Origin of the sequence: Vibrio aerogenes (assembly GCF_024346755.1) — a bacterium.
GTDB classification, from domain to species: Bacteria; Pseudomonadota; Gammaproteobacteria; order Enterobacterales; family Vibrionaceae; genus Vibrio; species Vibrio aerogenes.
In genome coordinates this window covers 2,118,472-2,136,403 of the sequence record NZ_AP024861.1, presented here as the reverse complement: position 1 = coordinate 2,136,403, position 17,932 = coordinate 2,118,472, and the positions used below count along the sequence as shown (strand labels likewise).

The following is a 17,932-nucleotide window of genomic DNA, read 5'->3' as shown; positions in this document are numbered from 1 at the left end:
TGACTTCGATCACAATTATCTATTTTTTGTGACGTATGTCAACATTTTTATCAGAAATAAAAATGAGATGATTATTCCATTAATCTGAAACATAAACTGATCATCTGTATGTGTCTAGTGGAGCAAACAAGGGCATTAGGGCATGGATGCCCTTGTTTAAGCGCCTTTCTTATCAACGAAAAGGGATGGCTTGAGCAGTCTCATTCAGACAGTCGAAACTGTCTCATGGATTGAAATTTCTGCTGGCTGATCCTGACCAAACGTGTGTTGTGAATATCTGACCCGCTGAAGGGGAGAAGGCGGAGCAAAAGATGGTTTGATATTCTCGATATGTTTCAGACGGGGTAACAGTCCGGCACCATTGGCTATCTGAATTGCCAGACCTGGACGGGCATTCAGCTCCAGTACCATTGGCCCCTGTTCTTTATCGAGCACCATATCTGTTCCAATGTAGCCAAGCCCGGTCATTTCCCAGGCACTGGCTGCCAGAACTAATAAACGCTCCCAGTGAGGTACTTTGAGCTCTGATAAAGCGCGGTTTGTATCAGGATGGTGAGTCAAAGGCCGGCCAAACTGAACTGCGCGGACGGCCTGACCACTGGCAACATCAATGCCGACGCCAACAGCACCCTGATGAAGATTTGCTTTTCCGTCAGAAGCTTTGGTTGAAAGGCGCATCATTGCCATGACCGGGTAACCCTGAAAGACAATAACCCGGACGTCAGGCACACCTTCATAACTGAAACCATGGAAGCATGAATCAAACTGAATCATATTTTCGATAATCACCACATCATTCTTGCCTCCGAGAGAAAATAACCCGGCCAGTGCATTACTGATGTGACGCTCTAAGTCTTCTTCGGAAATGGTAGCTCCGGATGGTTTTGTATAGGTTGTGCCCTGATGAGAAGCGATCACCAGAATTCCTTTTCCACCACTCCCGCATGCCGGTTTAATCACAAAGGCGGGCCACTGTCTGACAAGCTGATGAATCTTTTTGACTTCATGCTGGCTGCGAATCACACCGATTAACTCCGGAACGGTACATCCGGCTTCCTCAGCGATTATTTTAGTCTTTAATTTGTCATCAACCAAAGGATACCGGGACCGATCATTATACCGTCCGATATAGCTGTGATTCCGTTGATTCATGCCAAGAATCCCTTTACTTTTTAGCTGAAAAGGGGAGGCTAGCCTGCTCAGTATCATATTTCTTCCGCCATTGGTTTAAATCGTTTCAGCTCCGTCAGACGATAACCGGTATATGTCCCCAACAGGAGAATCACAGCCAGAATGATGAACTGAATGCCAATGAAGTTGAAGGTCAGATGCTGAATATAGGTGTTGGTCATTCCCAGATAAACCAGAATCGCAGTAAATAATGAGCCGCCACCCTGTAAAACGACTTCTTTTGCACCATCTTCTTCCCACAAAATCGACATCCGCTCGATGGTCCAGGATAAAATAATCATCGGGAAGAATGTGATCGTCAGCCCTTCAGAAATTCCCAGCCGGAAAGATAAGACGGTAAATAATGCTATCATCAGGATCACAGCAATAATGACGGCTGAAATGCGTGAAACCAGTAATAAATTGAGCCGGGACAAATAGCTCCGGATAATGAGCCCTGTTCCGACAATCAGAAGAAATCCGGCAATACCGGGAAGAAGCTGGGTTTGAACAAAAGCGACTGCGATCAATACCGGCATGAATGTTCCCGATGTTTTCAATCCGATGATAACCCGGAGGAAAACGACAATCAGCGCACCAATTGGGATCAGCATGATTGTTTTGAACATGGCCTGTTCTTCGAGTGGTAAGCTGTGAATAGAAAGATTCAGTAAACCATCAGCATTCACTTTATTATTCGTTGCTTCCTGAGCGGAGATATCCTGAGCAATCATACTGAACTGGACCTGACTGTTTTTGCCTCCACTGACATCCAGTAATGAAACATTGGATTCATCCCAAACCAGTAAATTCGGGTGCTTTTCCTGTTTACCTGTTTTAGGGTTAAGAACGACCCAGCGTTCTCCGTCCCATATTTGGTTCATGGGTTCGATATTCTGACGACGTCTGCCATCTTTTAACTGGAGCACACCGACAATTTTATTGGGAATTCCGGAATATGACAGAAGCGCCTGAGTGACTTTAAATTTTGCCAGCTGATTTAAAAGTAATTGGGCATTCTGACTCTCGGTATCATTTAATGCTTTAATCAGCTCTCTGGCAAAGGTGGTGTCATCCGATGAAAGCTGTGTCGCATGATGAATCAGAGCGGTGGCTGCGGCTTCTTCAGGCTTGGTAAACCGGGGGGGAGCGGGTGAATACTGGGGAGGCTTAGGGTCAGCCTGCGCATTTGGGTCAACCAGAAATTGCGTTTTGTAGTAGATCGTCTGCGGACCACTGGCATGCCGGATGGACCATTCTGCCCGCCGGCCTTTTTCTGATTCCAGATAAGAGACGCCGTATCCCGGCGATGAAGCTGACTGGCTAATCAGTGTGAATCCATTTTGAGTGTCAGGGGCTGCGAGAGAGACCTTCACTTCTTTTCCCTGTGCATAAAACTGGATTCGTGCCTCAATATCCCAGACCTGACGTGTCTTGCCTGGTGTCCACGGAACACCATAGACCTGATGACGAAATACACTCAGATAAATACCGGTTGCAAGCAGAATAAGTATGCAAAGGTAAAATGGAACGCGTGAAGTCATGATTTGTTCTTACTGCCTTTACTGTTTGGTGTATGAATAAACTTCCGGCTGACATCGACTAAGGCGATATCACGAATAAACTCACGTCCAAGCAGAACCGGGTGGCTCATATGTGATCGGTCTGCCAGGGTGAACTCTGTCCGTTCATGAATTTTTCCGACACTGATCCATAAGCTGACTACAGGTCGTCTCTCCGTTTCATTTTGAGTTGACTGACGAATTTTGACATAGCGCGTGACCGGAGCTTCTATCCAGTGATCTTTTAAGGTGTCTTTCATATTTTCTGACAAATGAAAGCGAACCCATTTTTTACCGTTTCTTTCAAATTCTTCAATATTTGCTGCGTTTAACGATGAGGTTGCGGCGCCAGTGTCAACACGTGCATTAAAGGTTTGCCGGATTGAATCAATTGTCACATGCTCGACACGACCCAGAATAATTTTATTCGCAGGAATATCCTGAACCGGCGGATATTCAGGCTCTGGCTGAGTAACTGATGCTGTTTTTTCCTGTGATTTTTTCTGTTTTCTGAACTGATACATGTGCTGATTCAGTCGGGTGACCTGATGTTTCAGCGAATTAATTTCTGTTTCCAGACCATCAATATATTTAGCCTGATGGCTTGATTGCAGCTCCAGATTTACCAGGCGCTGAGAAATACTCAGTTCAGCATTTTTTATGGCGGAAATTGTTTCCTTGTGAAAATTATCTTCCTTAACAGAAGAACACCCGGTGAGCGCAGAAATTGCCATCATCAGTGCAAGCCTTTTCAACATGAGCAACCTTATCTTTCTTACATTCATTGTGAATCTGTGTCGGTTAGATTGAGGAGATCCCAGACTTTTCCGATAGCCTACTCTGATTTCGGCTATCGCACGTTAGATGTATGTCAATTATGATTTTCTGGCGACTAAAATCGCGCGTCGCGGAGCCGGATAACCTTCAACAGTTTTGGAAGGATCTGCCGGATCTAAGTAATCAGGAAGGGAATTATGGGTCATCCAGGTCGTGCTTCGCTGTTCATCCGTCGTTGTGATACTTTCGTCTGCGATGACGATATCAGTAAACCCGGATTTTTCCAGCCAGATAGCAAGCGCTTTAGATGAGGGAAAAAAGTAAACGTTGCGCATTTGGGCGTATCGGTCAACCGGGACCAGGACAGCGTTCTCATCGCCTTCGATCACTAAAGTTTCCAGGACCAGTTCTCCGCCGGGAACCAGCTGATTTCTCAGTTGTTGCAAATGCTCTAATGGTGACCGGCGGTGATATAAAACGCCCATACTGAACACTGTATCGAAGGCTTCACTTGCGGGAATATCTTCAATTCCAAGCGGCAGCAGGTGCGTTCGTTGGTCATTTCCCATTAGTTTACGAATGGCTTCAAACTGGATGAGAAACAGATGAGAGGGATCAACACCAATACACAGTTGTGCACCTTCACCGAGCATTCGCCACATGTGATATCCGTTACCACAGCCGACATCGAGTACTTTTCTGTGCTTCAGCGGAGAGATATGGGGCAGAACCCGATCCCATTTCCAGTCTGAGCGCCATTCCGTATCGATATGGATATCATGAAGATAATAAGGTCCCTTGCGCCATGGATGGAGTGTTTTTAAAATACTTTCGAGTTTTTTCTTTTCACCGTCGGGCAATGCTTCATGATTAGTCACTGATACCCGATCTTTCAACTCGATGATATCAGGATGAGATGAAGAAATTTTCTTAAGCGTTCTCTGCCAGCGGTCGGAATCGCCATGAGCCTGATTCTGCCAGTCCGTCAGTCTGGCGGGCAGTGTATTTAACCAGGGCTGTAAGGCGGGATCCGCCGCAATCAATTGATAAAAATTTGCAAAATCAAACATGTCAAACCATACCGCTGTTTTTGGTTTCAATTAAATAATTCATATTGATGATGTGTTTTACGGTGCTTGTTCCGTTATTTCACTGCGAACATGGAGCCGAAGTTAAAACACTGGAACCAGACATCAAAACTGGAAAAACCGATGTCATGAAAACGCGCTTTATGCGTTTCAATGCTGTCTGGTTGCAGGACATTTTCTATTGCACTGCGCTTTTGGCTGATTTCAAGTTCACTATAGCCATTGGCCCGCTTGAAATCATGGTGCAGATCGATCAGTAGTGTATTGGCCTTGTCGTCAGGAAAGACGAATTTCTCTGACAAAATCAGCACACCACCCGGATTCAGGCCCTGATAGATTTGATTCAGCAATTGATAACGGTCATCCGGTGGCAGAAACTGCAGGGTAAAATTGAGAACAACAACGGAAGCATTGTCGATGTTGACCTCTCTGATGTCAGCCTGTATGACGTCCACCGGAGTCTCTGCACGGTAAGCGTCGACATGGAGGCGGCAACGCTCAACCATGGCCTGAGAATTATCAACTGCGATGATTTTACAGCCTTCATGCTGAATATGACGCCGGACAGAAAGTGTCGCTGCGCCCAGAGAACAGCCTAAATCATAGATATTTGAGTGAGGGCGGGCAAAACGCTCGGCCATCATACCAATCGCAGAAATGATATTACTGTAACCGGGAACTGACCGCTGAATCATATCGGGAAAGACTTCAGCAACCCGGGCGTCAAACGTAAAGTCGCCAATTTTATCGATTGGGGCTGAAAAAATAGTGTCTTTATAACTCATAGTGACCTCATGATCCGAACGCACAGGCATGACATTATCGACATGCTTCCCACGAAAAGGCGCGTATTTTATGAAATAACGGGGGCTTTGTCATGTTTTGTGAAACGGTGAATCTGTGAATTTTAGCTATCTTGCATCGCCCGGAACAAGGCCAATGATCCTCATCAGGAAAATTCATCCGGAAATATCGGGAGTTGATTTTGTTCTTTCATGGCAGGAAAAGCAGCAAGATCCGGTAAAGCCGTTTTTTGCTGAAGTGACTGATACAACTGCTGAGCCAGTTCCGGAGCCAGAGCGTTATCCGGGGTATGTATCATCACATAAGGCTGACGGCCTTCATGAATCCATGCTGTCAGCTTATTGAGCCATGGCTGAAAAAATATATGATTTTCGTTGAGCGCCGGATGACCAATAAAACGCATCATGGGCTTGCCGGCTGTTGCGATTGCATGAACGGGAAGACGTGGCTTTTTTCGCTGAGCATCTATCGTTGCCGGTGTCTCTGGCGGTGCAGCAAAGACCGGACGACTATCCATGATAATCCGGTTTATTTTTTGTTCAATCAGCCACTGATTCAATGTTTTTTCTTCAGGGCCTTTGGTGAAAAATGCCGGATGACGTATTTCGACACCCAATGGGAAATGGGCCGGAAAAAGCTGGCAAAACTGCTGAAGGCGGGGGAAAAACTCCGGGCCAAAAGCGGCTGGCAGCTGAATCGTCCAGAGGCCAATTCTTTCGTGAATAGGTTCCAGAAGAGTGAGAAAGGTGTGTAAGGCATGCCGGCAACCGGTCAGCATCAACTCATGGGTGATTTCTTTAGGTAGCTTAAATGTAAAGCGAAAGTCATCATGCGTTGCTGCTTTCCAGTTGGAAACTGTTTTGGATGCCGGTGATGCATAAAACGTCGTATTGCCTTCAACGGTATGAAAAACCTGAGCATATTTTTCAAGTCTTTCAGAAGCTGTTGTGCCGCGTCCGTAGAATGTTTGCTGCCATTGTGGGTGTGACCAGAGTGTCAACCCCAGTCTCAATGGGAGCTTTGTTTGTAGTTTTTGCATTAAATTACCCGGAATCTGTGATATCGCTTTGGAGAACACGATTGTTTAGCGCTATAATCTGCGCCTGTTTTTTTGTACATTTAGTTTCTTGGTACATTTTTCTGTTTTATGTGTCAACGGGTTCTGCTTTTTTTGCATCGATACCGGGCTGCGGAGTCAGGCGGTATCGACCGGATCCCTGACAGAGAGAATTAATATCACTGGTCTTAGGGAGAGTAAGAGCGGTGGTTGTTGAAGTTAATTATTTAATCATTGGGAAAATCATTATGCGCAGCCATTATTGTGGTCATCTGAACAAGTCCCTTGTGGGGCAGCCTGTGGAACTTTGCGGATGGGTAAATCGCCGCCGTGATTTAGGCGGTCTAATTTTTATTGATATGCGTGATCGTGAAGGATTAGTTCAGGTGGTTATTGATCCGGATATGGCTGATGTGTTCGAAACTGCCAACCAGCTTCGTAATGAGTTCTGTATCCGCCTGGCTGGTGAAGTCAGAGCCCGTCCGGAAAGTCAGATCAATCGTGATATGGCGACAGGTGAAGTTGAAGTGCTGGCAAAGCATCTTGAAATTATTAACCGCTCGGATGTGTTGCCTCTGGATTTCAACCAGAATAATACTGAAGAACAACGTTTGAAGTATCGGTATATTGATTTACGTCGTCCTGAAATGAGTGAGCGGATTAAGTTAAGAGCGAAAGCATCCAGTTTTGTGCGTCGTTTTCTTGATGAGCATGGCTTTTTAGATATCGAAACACCCGTGCTGACAAAAGCGACGCCAGAAGGTGCGAGAGATTATCTTGTACCGAGTCGTGTACATAAAGGTCAGTTTTATGCGTTGCCTCAGTCGCCACAGCTGTTTAAACAGTTGCTGATGATGTCAGGTTTTGATCGCTATTATCAAATTGTGAAATGTTTCCGTGATGAAGATTTACGTGCTGATCGCCAGCCTGAATTTACTCAGATTGATATTGAAACATCATTCATGACGGCTGATGAAGTTCGTCAGGTGACTGAAACAATGATCCGGGATATGTGGCAGGAGCTGCTTAATGTGAATCTGGGCGAGTTCCCTGTGATGCCATTTAGTGAAGCGATTCGCCGTTTCGGTAGTGATAAGCCTGATTTACGCAATCCACTGGAACTGATTGATGTTGCTGACCTGGTCAAAGATGTCGATTTCAAAGTATTTGCCGGCCCTGCAAATGATGCAAAAGGGCGGGTTGCTGTATTGTGCGTTCCCGGTGGAGCACAACTCACCCGTAAACAGATTGATGGTTATGCTGAGTTTGTTTCTGTATACGGTGCGAAAGGCCTGGCATGGATGAAAGTGAATGATCGCGATGCCGGTGCTGATGGTGTTCAGTCTCCGGTGGCTAAATTCCTGAGTGCTTCAGTGATTGAAGCATTGCTGGACAGAACTCAGGCAAAATCCGGCGACATCATCCTGTTTGGTGCAGATAAAGCAAATGTTGTAGCGGAAGCATTAGGTGCCTTGCGCCTGAAAGTGGGTCTTGATCTTGAACTGACGGATCTTTCTGCATGGGCGCCACTGTGGGTTGTTGATTTCCCGATGTTTGAAGAAGATGACGCCGGTCATTTAAGTGCGATGCATCACCCGTTCACTTCACCGCTGGGCGTGACTCCTGAAGAGCTGATCGCGAATCCGGCCAGTGCAAACTCTAATGCTTACGACATGGTGCTGAATGGTTATGAAGTCGGTGGTGGTTCTGTGCGGATTCATGATGCAGCGATGCAGACGGCGGTGTTTGAAACGCTGGGAATTGATGAAGAAGAACAAAAGCTGAAATTTGGCTTCCTGCTGGATGCGCTGAAATACGGAACACCACCGCATGCTGGTCTGGCATTTGGTCTGGATCGGTTAGTCATGCTGCTGTGTGGTACTGAAAACATTCGTGACGTGATTGCATTTCCGAAAACAACAGCAGCTTCCTGTCTGATGACTGATGCGCCCAGCCCGGCAAATCCGGCAGCACTTGAAGAGTTGGCAGTTTCGGTTGCAGTTGACAAAAAATAGTTATTTGATGACATAATTATTACTTCTGTGACCCGGAAGGTGGCATTTGCCACCTTCTTTCATATTCACTTTTTATATTGTGTTCAGAAACAGGAATTTCTTTTGGCCCAAATGTATTTTTACTACTCTGCAATGAATGCAGGGAAATCAACGACTTTACTGCAGTCTTCATTTAATTATCGTGAGCGGGGGATGACGCCGGTTATCTTTACTGCAGCGGTCGATGACCGGTTTGGCACTGGTGTTGTGAGTTCCAGAATTGGATTAAAAGAAGAAGCCTATTTATATCAGGACAGCACTGACCTCTATGAAGATATTCAGGAGTTACATCAGACATCCCGTATTGACTGTGTCCTGATTGATGAGTGCCAGTTTTTGACCCGGAGTCAGGTTTATCAGATTTCTGAAGTGGTTGATAAACTCGATATTCCGGTATTGTGCTACGGTTTGAGAACAGATTTTAAAGGTGAATTATTCGAAGGCAGCCAATATCTGCTTGCCTGGTCAGACAAGCTGGTAGAGCTGAAAACCATTTGTCACTGCGGCAAAAAGGCCAATATGGTCGTGCGGGTGGATGCATCTGGTAAGGCAGTTGCTGAAGGCGACCAGGTCGATATCGGTGGTAATGACCGATATATTTCTGTGTGTCGTCGCCATTATAAAGAGGCGCTTGGCCTGTAGGGCCAATGCTAAGCCGGCTGGGAGACTCAACCGGCAATATCTTTGTTGTATGCCAATGCCTCGAGTGTATTTTGAAAATGGTATTTAAAACCAGCTTCACAAAGCTTCTCTGCGGAAATGAGTTTATCGCGGGTTTCAGTGATCGGTGGCATGGTGATATCTGCGTTCACTGATTTTAGCGCTGCCTGATAAAATGCAGCTTTGCTGACGGTTTCCGGTGTGGTGACATTCATCACTTCATTCGTCAGATGGTCGATTGCAAATGTGACGGCCCGGATGACATCAAGCTGATGAACCATATTTGCAGGCGCCTGACGGCTGATTTGTTTCAAATTGCGGACAAACCGTGAGGGATGTCGCTTTGGACCGATTAAGCCACTGCAGCGGAGAACAACATAGTCAAGCCGTGAATCCAGCACTTGCTGTTCTGCTGCCAGTAAAATACGGTTCTTTTCACTAAATTTGTTCTCTTTCTCTGCCAGCCCCAGGCTGGCTTTCTCTTCCGTCATTTTCTCCGGGAGATCCGGATAAACTCCGGTTGAGCTGATCATAATGAGTTTTTTTACACCGGCAAGCTTAGATTGTTCGGCCAGTGTTAACCAGTGTTGAGTATATTGACCGGCTTTATTTTGACGAAAACCGGGCGGAAAACAGCCAATCACGATGTCCGTCTTTTGCTGGGTCAGAATAGGTGCAAGCGCGGGTGCGGTATTGTCAAACTGATAACAGAATCCATGAAGTCCCTGTTCGGTTAACTCCTGAGCTCCGTTTTCTGAAGTACGGCTGGCAAAGACAGTGTATTCTTTGCCGTTGAGGTATTGTGCTAATGGCAATCCAAGCCATCCGGCACCTATAATCGTGACAGTTTTCATATGCTGAGCCTGATATAATTCTGTATTATCAGAAGGTGCAGGTGAAATTCTTTTTCCTTAGTTTGAAGTCAGAATTCTGAGAATACGATCCGCATGTTGGGCAGCTTCAATGCCTTCATCAGTCAGGTAGCCGCCATCTGGATGCGTACATAAATTCTTGCTGTAAAGTGCCTGAACGGCATCGATGGTTTTTTTCTCAGCCGTTTTATGCACTTTAATTCCGGTATCTCTGCTGTTCAGATCAAATTGCAAGAGCAGGTTAATTTCATTGATATGTTGCTGATTAAATTTCATCTATACATCCATAAAGTCATCTGTGTTGTTGTTTAACATAGAAATTTCTTTTCTGAAGGACAATATCCATCTGACGGAAATGTCAGATATCAAGTTATAAAATATTGAATCTGTGAAGTACTTTATGGTTATTGTTCATCCTGCTTGATTGTTTGCAGATTGTTATTATCGCTTCTTTGTAACGAAAACGGTAAATGAAGCAAATGAGTTGTCCAGAGCTTGGTATATCTCAGTTTTTCAGTGGCTTAACAGAAGTGAAATCCGGAATAAAGTTGATCGAATCGCCTGCTTATGGGGATTAATTGGTGCTTTTGAATGTAAAATAGGCAAACGATTCAAAAATAAAAAAATTATGTTGACTGAGGGTACTGAATCCGTAGAATGCATCCCGTACCAAGCAAGACGGTTTGGTTAAGGCGTGTTGGCAGAGTGGCTATGCAGCGGATTGCAAATCCGTGGACCTCGGTTCGACTCCGGGACGCGCCTCCATTTGCGACATTAGCTCAGTTGGTAGAGCGCAACCTTGCCAAGGTTGAGGTCACGAGTTCGAACCTCGTATGTCGCTCCAGATTTGTTAGTATTGTTAATGACAGTGCTAAGATGGTGTTTCCTCTTTCAATGAGTGCACCGCAATCCAGAATTGCGTGCCCTGGTGGTGGAATTGGTAGACACAAGGGATTTAAAATCCCTCGGCGTTCGCGCTGTGCCGGTTCAAGTCCGGCCCGGGGCACCATCTTTATGCGACATTAGCTCAGTTGGTAGAGCGCAACCTTGCCAAGGTTGAGGTCACGAGTTCGAACCTCGTATGTCGCTCCAGAATCTCTTCTCTGTCTGTATTCCCTGAAATTATTCATTATATCCAGTATTCACTTACCTCTGATTTTTGCCGGATTATAGTTCGGTTAGTTAATATTCCTATTTCTGATGAAACTGCAATGATATTTTTATCTGTGATACTAATCTGGAAAATAAACTGATCATCTGGATGTGTCTGGTGGGGCGCTTGGCGGTTTGCGGAACCAGATATATCCAGATCAGAAGATTACTTAGAATGGTATGAGTGGTTCAATCATCGCCAGAAAAGCGATTACAGTTTGGCTTTAGATGCAGCTTTCGTTACTATGTGTGCCTATTACCTCAAGACGCTTATTTTTTCAGAGTAAATTCTGTATCGGTTACGAAAACAGATACTCTGAAACGAAGCTATTCTGATTTTGGAATCAGGTATTAATTAGTTTTAAATTTCCAGGAAATCAATTCAGGTCACCTAACGGAACCTTTGCAGAAACTGCCGGAAGGCAGATGAGGAAACGATGCAACATCTACAAGAGATCATTGCCGGTGCGACCGCGGCAATACAGGCTGCTGACACACTTGTTGTGCTTGACGAAGTACGTGTCCAGTATTTGGGTAAAAAAGGGGAATTGACGGCTCAGTTGCAAAATCTGGGCAAGCTTCCTCCAGAAGAACGCAGAACTGCGGGTCAGGAAATTAACAAAGCGAAAGCAACAGTTCAACAGGCTATCAGTGCCCGTAAAGAGGCGCTTCAGCGCGAAGAACTTGAAGCGAAACTCGCCGAAGAAACCATTGATGTCACATTACCTGGCCGTCATATTGAAAATGGTGGTATTCATCCGATTACCAGAACCATTGAACGGATCGAAAGCTTTTTTGGTGAATTAGGCTTTACTGTTGAGTCCGGCCCTGAAATCGAAGATGATTTTCACAATTTTGATGCGTTGAATATTGCAGATGATCATCCGGCAAGAACCGATCACGATACCTTCTTTTTTAATCCGAAACTGATGTTGCGGACCCATACATCCGGTGTCCAGATCCGGACGATGGAAAGTCGTCAGCCGCCTTTACGGTTTATCGCTCCGGGGCGTGTTTACCGGAATGATTATGATCAGACGCATACGCCAATGTTCCATCAGGTCGAGGGAATGCTGGTCGATGAAAATGTGAATTTTGCTCACCTGAAAGGCATCCTTCATGATTTCTTGTGTAACTTCTTTGAAGAAGAGCTTGAAGTCCGTTTCCGTCCTTCTTATTTCCCTTTTACAGAGCCTTCTGCTGAAGTTGATGTGAGACGGAAGAATGGTAAATGGCTTGAAATTCTGGGATGCGGCATGGTGCATCCGAATGTGTTACGTAGTGTTGGAATTGATCCTGAAAAATACTCAGGTTTTGCCTTTGGGATGGGGATTGAACGACTCACGATGTTACGTTACGGCGTAAATGATTTACGTGCGTTTTTTGAAAATGATCTTCGTTTCCTTAAACAGTTCAAATAATTCAGGGGCAAAATAGAATGAAATTCAGTGAATCATGGTTGCGGGAATGGGTGAATCCTTCCGTGACAACCGATGAACTCTCTCACCAGATTACGATGGCAGGTCTTGAAGTTGACGATGTTGTACCTGTCGCTGGCTCTTTTACCGGTGTCAAAATCGGTCAGGTTGTTGAATGTGAACAGCATCCTGATGCAGATAAATTACGTGTGACTAAAGTTGATGTCGGTGACGCTGAGCTGCTTGATATTGTGTGTGGTGCGCCGAATTGTCGTCAGGGACTGAAAGTCGCTGTTGCAACGGTAGGTGCCGTGCTACCGGGTGATTTTAAAATTAAAAAAGCGAAGTTACGGGGTCAGCCGTCTCATGGCATGCTGTGTTCGTTCTCTGAACTGGGGATTGATGTCGAGTCTGATGGCATTCTTGAGTTACCTGCTGATAGCGTGAACGGGACCGATTTTCGTGAGTTCCTGGCTTTGAACGATGTAACCATTGATGTTGATTTGACCTCAAACCGTGCTGACTGCTTCAGTTTGAGAGGGATGGCTCGTGAGGTAGGTGTTCTGAACCGGATTGATGTGACTGAGCCACAAATTGAAGCGGTACAGCCAGCGATTGATGATCAGGTTGCGATCGATATTCAGGCGCCTGAAGGTTGTCCGCGTTACCTTGGCCGGGTGATCCGGAATGTAAATGTTAAGGCGGAAACACCTTTATGGATGCAGGAAAAGCTGCGTCGTTGTGGCATTCGCTCTATTGATCCTGTTGTTGACATTACCAACTACGTGATGTTGGAGCAAGGTCAGCCGATGCATGCTTTTGATTTATCTCAGATCGACGGCGGAATTGTTGTGCGGATGGCAAGGCAGGATGAACAACTGACCTTGCTTGATGGCACTGAAGCAAAACTGAATGCGGATACACTGGTGATTGCCGATCACAGCAAAGCGCTGGCACTGGCTGGTATTTTTGGCGGTGAAGGTTCAGGCGTCAGCGCTGAGACTAAAGATGTACTGTTGGAAAGTGCATTTTTTGCCCCTGCGGTCATTCGTGGCCGGGCACGCAGCTATGGACTTCATACTGACTCTTCCATGCGTTTCGAGCGCGGTGTTGACTATGCGCTTCAGATGAATGCTATGGAGCGTGCCACACAGCTGATGGTTGAGATTTGTGGGGGTGATGTTGCACCGGTGAATGTGGCAGAATCCGCGTCTGAGTTGCCTCAGCCAAATCAGGTTTTACTGCGTCGTGAAAAGCTGGATAAGTTGCTTGGCCATCATATTCCGGATGAAGATGTGGTGGATATTCTTTCCCGTTTGGGGATGTCTGTTGATGTCAAAGAAAATGGCTGGCATGCAACAGCATCGACCTGGCGTTTTGATATTGCGATTGAACAGGATTTGATTGAAGAAGTCGGACGTATTTATGGGTATGACAATATTCCGGTTCAGGCGCCAGCTGCTGCATTGACAATGAATCAGTATAAAGAAGCTGATTTGTCATTAAAACGGGTCAGAGATCTGCTGGTTGATCGTGGTTATCATGAAGCGATTACTTATAGCTTTGTTGAGCCAGAACAACAGAAACTGATTGTGCCGGATGTTGAACCGTTAATCCTGCCAAGTCCTATCTCTGTTGAGATGTCAGCAATGCGTCTGGGTTTAATTCAGGGGCTGCTGAATACGGTGATTCATAACCAGAAACGTCAGCAACCGCGTGTTCGTTTATTCGAATACGGGCTCAGGTTTGTTCCTGATGAGACGGCAGAGATGGGAATTCGTCAGGAGCCTGTCTTAGCAGGTGTGATTGCCGGACCACAGACTGATGAACATTGGGCGCTGGACAGTAAAACTGTTGACTTTTACGATCTGAAAGGGGATGTGGAAGCCATTCTGGAGCTCACGTCTAATCAGGGCGCTTATAGTTTTACTGCTGCAAAACATCCCGCATTACATCCGGGCCAGACTGCGGCAATTCTGCATGAAGGTCGTCAGATTGGTGTTATCGGCACTGTGCATCCGGAGCTGGAACGGAAGTTTGGACTGAATGGCCGGACCGTTGTGTTTGAACTTGAATGGAATGCCGTGAATCAGCGCCTGATTCCTGAAATTGGTGCGGTTTCCAGATTCCCGTCAAACCGCCGGGATATCGCTTTGGTGGTTGATCAAAGTATTGACTCAGGCAATATTGTTTCTGCCTGTCTGGAAAGTGGTCATCAATACCTGAAAGATGCAAAACTGTTTGATGTGTATGTCGGTCAAGGTGTTGAAGACGGTAAGAAGAGCCTTGCAATTGCTTTGACATTACAATCTGACGAAAAAACATTAGAAGAACCGGATATTTCCTCTGCGGTTGCAGATATTTTGGCAGCTGTTTCCGGAAAATATGATGCAACGTTACGGGATTAATTGAAAAATCCGCTAACCTTTTGATAAAGCAGACTGATATTTATTAATCAGTCTGCTTTTTTTATGTGTATTTGAAGCATAATATTTATTCACAACGTTGCATTTCAGACTGAATCTGAACAAAATTCCGTTATTGACAGAAATATCGGGTTTTATTTTATTTTTTGACGCTTTTGACTAATTCTATCTTTAAATCAATCAATTATTGTGAAATATGTTAAATGTAAAATACATTTTCTTTGTGATGAATGTGAGCATTTTATCATCGATTTAATAAAAAAGTTGGCGTAAATCATAAGGTTGGCATACACTAATTAGCGTGTGGCCGATATGTTGTTGATTGGTTGATAAAAAATGCTTTGGGACTGCAATTCTGGCAGTGTGGTTGGTACAGCTTTGAGGAAAGTTTATGGCGCTCACAAAGGCCGATTTGGCTGAAAACCTGTTTGAGAAGCTTGATTTTAGTAAACGGGATGCCAAGGAAACGGTTGAAGCTTTTTTTGAGGAAATACGCAAAGCGTTAGAGAATGGGGAACAGGTTAAATTATCTGGCTTTGGTAATTTCGATCTCAGGGATAAGAATGAACGTCCCGGACGAAATCCCAAAACAGGTGAAGATATTCCCATTTCTGCGAGGCGTGTTGTGACATTCCGTCCGGGACAAAAGCTGAAGGCCCGGGTCGAGAATATTGACTCATAATGACTGAGAATATGAAAGACCACTGAGGTGGTCTTTCGATTTCTCTGGGGCTTTTATGTATTTGAGCTTATGTCGTTTGACATAAGCTCATTTAGTTTATACGGGTATTATTATTGTGAAGATCGATTATTGGCTGGAGAAATGGGCTTCCAACCAGATCAGCTTTCATCAGGTTCAGGAAAACCCATTTTTGCTAAAGTATTGGACCAGACTTTTACCGCAGCAGGATGAAAAAGTATTGGTGCCACTATGTGGTAAAAGTGAAGACCTTGTTTGGCTGGCTTCCCGGCATCAGGAAGTTTATGGCGTTGAAGTCAGTGAAATTGCTGTCAGAGCTCTCTTTGCAGAAAACTTTTATACACCGCTTGTGACTCGTGTTGATTCATCCCATGAGTTATATCAGTTTGATGAACTGAACCTGTATCGGGGGGATTTTTTTACTGCGCCTCTGCCAGCTGTTGACTTGATTTATGATCGTGCGGCAATGGTGGTTATTTCCCCGGAAGAGAGGCAGCAGTATGCCGAACGGTTGCTTGCTTTGCTGAAAACCGGAGGACGGATTCTGCTGATTAGCGCTCATTATGAACACTCTGATGAATTTGAGGGAATTTTTCCTGTACAGCAAAGTGATCTCGAGCGATTATTTCCTCATTGCCGAATCGCCTGCCTGTCAGAATCCGTGCTTTTGGGATCTGAGGAAACGGAATTCGAGTCTGGTGGGTTTCCGGATGGTGATGTGTGGTTGATTGAGAAAAACTGATTCAGGCATTGACTCAAGCCACCTGAAATTATGTATCTTTGTGGTTGTTTGAGTATTTTCCGGGTGTTTGAATCAATATAAGAAAGGAGCTGTCAGCTCCTTCATGTTTGTTTTACCTGATTAAGGTGGAATCACAGGCTATTTTGATTCGGGCGGCACTGTCCAGAGCCCGTTTTTTGGCTTGTCCGGTATCTTCCCCGGTAGCCAGTACAACTCCCATTCTCCGTCTGCCATCAATCTCAGGTTTACCAAAAAGACGTAGCTGGGTAGCCGGAATCGCCAGAGCTTCTGCTAATCCTTCATATCTGACATTTTGTGAGGTGCCATGACCCAGAAGTGCCACCGAGGCGGCCGGATGATAGCGGGAAATATGTCCGATTGGCAATTTGGTAAAAGCACGGACATGGAGTGCAAACTCAGACATATTCTGGGATATTAATGTGACCAGCCCGGTATCGTGAGGGCGGGGGGAGACTTCATTGAAAATAACCTGATCACCCTGAATAAAGAGTTCGACACCGAAGAGACCAAATCCGCCTAATGCTGTGACGATTTTTTCTGCCGTGACCTTTGCTGCTGCCAACGCTTTTTCTGACATTGCCTGAGGTTGCCAGGATTCACGATAATCTCCATCTTCCTGACGGTGACCGATTGGATCACAAAAATGAATCCCATCGACGGCACTGACCGTGAGCTGGGTAATTTCATAATCAAAATCGATAAATCCTTCGATAATGACTCTTCCCGCACCGGAACGACCGCCATCTTGTGAGTAATGCCATGCCTGATCAATTTCAGCTTCAGTTCTGATAACACTTTGTCCTTTTCCTGAAGAGCTCATCACCGGCTTAACAACACATGGCGTTCCAATTTCTGCCACGGCCTGACAAAAATCTTTATAATTGTCTGCAAACCGATAGGGTGAAGTTTTCAGGTTTAACTCTTCAGCGGCCAGACGACGGATACCTTCACGGTTCATGGTCAGTTGTGTTGCATGCGCTGTAGGAATGACACAGACACCTTGTTGCTCCATTTTTGCTAATGTTGCCGTTGCTATTGCTTCAACCTCCGGCACAACATAGTCTGGACGCTCCTGTTCGATAATCTGCTGTAATTTCTCACCATCTAACATATCAAAGACATGCGCTCGATGAGCAACCTGCATGGCTGGTGCATTGGCATATTTATCACATGCAACCACCTCCAGTCCCAGCCTTTGGCATTCAATGGCAACCTCTTTGCCCAGCTCTCCTGCTCCCAGAAGAAGAACCCGTGTTGCACCTTTTGTTGTTGCTGTTCCAAACATGCCATAACCTCTGTTCATCATTCAGATTTTGCGGCAATCATACTGATTTTTCCGATGAAAGCAAACGTTTGCGTTCTGGGTCGATGAAGCGTGGATTCGGCCGGAGCTTGATGTTTTCATGATGAATTTTTTGTTTTGGCAGGC

At 45.3% G+C, this 17,932-nt stretch carries 15 protein-coding genes and 4 tRNA genes; 10 read left to right on the top strand and 9 right to left on the bottom strand.

The genetic code is table 11. The annotated features are described in order from the left end of the window. Nucleotides 1–204: 204 nt before the first annotated feature. The 6 genes from OCV29_RS09485 to OCV29_RS09460 form a co-directional block, all read right to left on the bottom strand. Complete coding sequence (locus OCV29_RS09485) at nt 205–1,209, bottom strand: alpha-L-glutamate ligase-like protein (protein ID WP_073603087.1); 1,005 nt, start codon at nt 1,207–1,209, stop codon at nt 205–207. Further along, nucleotides 1,206–2,714 carry an inactive transglutaminase family protein gene (locus OCV29_RS09480; RefSeq protein ID WP_073603086.1) on the bottom strand — a complete coding sequence of 503 codons (1,509 nt, stop codon included), beginning with the start codon at nt 2,712–2,714 and terminating at the stop codon, nt 1,206–1,208. The genes OCV29_RS09485 and OCV29_RS09480 overlap by 4 nt, the downstream gene beginning before the upstream one ends. Continuing rightward, nucleotides 2,711–3,490: an ATP-dependent zinc protease family protein gene (locus OCV29_RS09475; protein WP_073603085.1), complete on the bottom strand. Its 780-nt coding sequence runs from the start codon at nt 3,488–3,490 to the stop codon at nt 2,711–2,713. The genes OCV29_RS09480 and OCV29_RS09475 overlap by 4 nt, the downstream gene beginning before the upstream one ends. A 117-nt stretch (nt 3,491–3,607) precedes the next feature. Beyond that, nucleotides 3,608–4,579 carry a tRNA 5-methoxyuridine(34)/uridine 5-oxyacetic acid(34) synthase CmoB gene (cmoB, locus tag OCV29_RS09470; protein ID WP_073603084.1) on the bottom strand — a complete coding sequence of 324 codons (972 nt, stop codon included), beginning with the start codon at nt 4,577–4,579 and terminating at the stop codon, nt 3,608–3,610. Between the two features lie 74 nt (nt 4,580–4,653). Next, the gene (gene cmoA / locus OCV29_RS09465; RefSeq protein ID WP_073603083.1) at nt 4,654–5,382 is read right to left on the bottom strand and encodes a carboxy-S-adenosyl-L-methionine synthase CmoA; all 729 of its coding nucleotides are present in this window, start codon (nt 5,380–5,382) and stop codon (nt 4,654–4,656) included. A 164-nt stretch (nt 5,383–5,546) separates the two neighbouring features. Next, entirely contained in the window at nt 5,547–6,440 is an 894-nt protein-coding gene (locus tag OCV29_RS09460) for a DUF72 domain-containing protein (RefSeq protein WP_073603082.1), read from the bottom strand. 266 nt (nt 6,441–6,706) lie between these two features. On the opposite strand from OCV29_RS09460, the gene aspS reads away from it, so the two are divergent. Continuing rightward, entirely contained in the window at nt 6,707–8,473 is a 1,767-nt protein-coding gene (gene aspS / locus OCV29_RS09455; RefSeq protein ID WP_073603110.1) for an aspartate--tRNA ligase, read from the top strand. Nucleotides 8,474–8,575: 102 nt separating this feature from the next. After that, a complete protein-coding gene (locus tag OCV29_RS09450; RefSeq protein ID WP_073603109.1) occupies nt 8,576–9,154 on the top strand; it encodes a thymidine kinase in 579 nt (192 codons plus the stop codon). Between the two features lie 26 nt (nt 9,155–9,180). Here OCV29_RS09450 and OCV29_RS09445 read toward each other — a convergent pair whose 3' ends face one another. Both OCV29_RS09445 and OCV29_RS09440 read right to left on the bottom strand, forming a co-directional pair. Beyond that, nucleotides 9,181–10,026 (bottom strand): NAD-dependent epimerase/dehydratase family protein, encoded by an 846-nt coding sequence (locus tag OCV29_RS09445; protein ID WP_073603081.1) that lies wholly within the window; start codon nt 10,024–10,026, stop codon nt 9,181–9,183. Nucleotides 10,027–10,083: 57 nt separating this feature from the next. Continuing rightward, nucleotides 10,084–10,320 carry a TIGR02647 family protein gene (locus tag OCV29_RS09440; RefSeq protein WP_073603080.1) on the bottom strand — a complete coding sequence of 79 codons (237 nt, stop codon included), beginning with the start codon at nt 10,318–10,320 and terminating at the stop codon, nt 10,084–10,086. Between the two features lie 415 nt (nt 10,321–10,735). Here OCV29_RS09440 and OCV29_RS09435 point away from each other — a divergent pair. From OCV29_RS09435 to OCV29_RS09400, 8 genes are all read left to right on the top strand, one after another. Next, nucleotides 10,736–10,809 (top strand) — tRNA-Cys (locus OCV29_RS09435). 3 nt (nt 10,810–10,812) lie between these two features. Then, nucleotides 10,813–10,888 (top strand) — tRNA-Gly (locus tag OCV29_RS09430). Nucleotides 10,889–10,966: 78 nt separating this feature from the next. Further along, nucleotides 10,967–11,053 (top strand) — tRNA-Leu (locus OCV29_RS09425). Nucleotides 11,054–11,060: 7 nt separating this feature from the next. After that, nucleotides 11,061–11,136, top strand: a tRNA-Gly gene (locus OCV29_RS09420). Nucleotides 11,137–11,633: 497 nt separating this feature from the next. Continuing rightward, entirely contained in the window at nt 11,634–12,617 is a 984-nt protein-coding gene (pheS, locus tag OCV29_RS09415) for a phenylalanine--tRNA ligase subunit alpha (protein WP_073603079.1), read from the top strand. A gap of 17 nt (nt 12,618–12,634) precedes the next feature. Beyond that, nucleotides 12,635–15,022, top strand: a complete 2,388-nt coding sequence (gene pheT / locus OCV29_RS09410; protein WP_073603078.1) for a phenylalanine--tRNA ligase subunit beta — start codon at nt 12,635–12,637, stop codon at nt 15,020–15,022. A gap of 409 nt (nt 15,023–15,431) precedes the next feature. After that, nucleotides 15,432–15,722, top strand: a complete 291-nt coding sequence (gene ihfA / locus OCV29_RS09405) for an integration host factor subunit alpha (protein ID WP_073603077.1) — start codon at nt 15,432–15,434, stop codon at nt 15,720–15,722. Nucleotides 15,723–15,837: 115 nt separating this feature from the next. Beyond that, on the top strand, nt 15,838–16,482 hold the full coding sequence (locus tag OCV29_RS09400; protein ID WP_084193271.1) for a class I SAM-dependent methyltransferase: 645 nt from the start codon (nt 15,838–15,840) through the stop codon (nt 16,480–16,482). Between the two features lie 112 nt (nt 16,483–16,594). Here OCV29_RS09400 and purT read toward each other — a convergent pair whose 3' ends face one another. After that, complete coding sequence (gene purT / locus OCV29_RS09395; protein WP_073603108.1) at nt 16,595–17,788, bottom strand: formate-dependent phosphoribosylglycinamide formyltransferase; 1,194 nt, start codon at nt 17,786–17,788, stop codon at nt 16,595–16,597. Between the last annotated feature and the right edge of the window lie 144 nt (nt 17,789–17,932).

Excerpts from the sequence above, each read along its gene's own strand:
- OCV29_RS09485 (WP_073603087.1), bottom strand. The coding sequence starts at position 1,209 with ATGATACTGAGCAGGCTAGCCTCCCCTTTTCAGCTAAAAAGTAAAGGG.
- OCV29_RS09480 (WP_073603086.1), bottom strand. The coding sequence starts at position 2,714 with ATGACTTCACGCGTTCCATTTTACCTTTGCATACTTATTCTGCTTGCA.
- OCV29_RS09475 (WP_073603085.1), bottom strand. The coding sequence starts at position 3,490 with ATGTTGAAAAGGCTTGCACTGATGATGGCAATTTCTGCGCTCACCGGG.
- cmoB (WP_073603084.1), bottom strand. The coding sequence starts at position 4,579 with ATGTTTGATTTTGCAAATTTTTATCAATTGATTGCGGCGGATCCCGCC.
- cmoA (WP_073603083.1), bottom strand. The coding sequence starts at position 5,382 with ATGAGTTATAAAGACACTATTTTTTCAGCCCCAATCGATAAAATTGGC.
- OCV29_RS09460 (WP_073603082.1), bottom strand. The coding sequence starts at position 6,440 with ATGCAAAAACTACAAACAAAGCTCCCATTGAGACTGGGGTTGACACTC.
- aspS (WP_073603110.1), top strand. The coding sequence starts at position 6,707 with ATGCGCAGCCATTATTGTGGTCATCTGAACAAGTCCCTTGTGGGGCAG.
- OCV29_RS09445 (WP_073603081.1), bottom strand. The coding sequence starts at position 10,026 with ATGAAAACTGTCACGATTATAGGTGCCGGATGGCTTGGATTGCCATTA.
- OCV29_RS09440 (WP_073603080.1), bottom strand. The coding sequence starts at position 10,320 with ATGAAATTTAATCAGCAACATATCAATGAAATTAACCTGCTCTTGCAA.
- pheS (WP_073603079.1), top strand. The coding sequence starts at position 11,634 with ATGCAACATCTACAAGAGATCATTGCCGGTGCGACCGCGGCAATACAG.
- pheT (WP_073603078.1), top strand. The coding sequence starts at position 12,635 with ATGAAATTCAGTGAATCATGGTTGCGGGAATGGGTGAATCCTTCCGTG.
- ihfA (WP_073603077.1), top strand. The coding sequence starts at position 15,432 with ATGGCGCTCACAAAGGCCGATTTGGCTGAAAACCTGTTTGAGAAGCTT.
- purT (WP_073603108.1), bottom strand. The coding sequence starts at position 17,788 with ATGTTTGGAACAGCAACAACAAAAGGTGCAACACGGGTTCTTCTTCTG.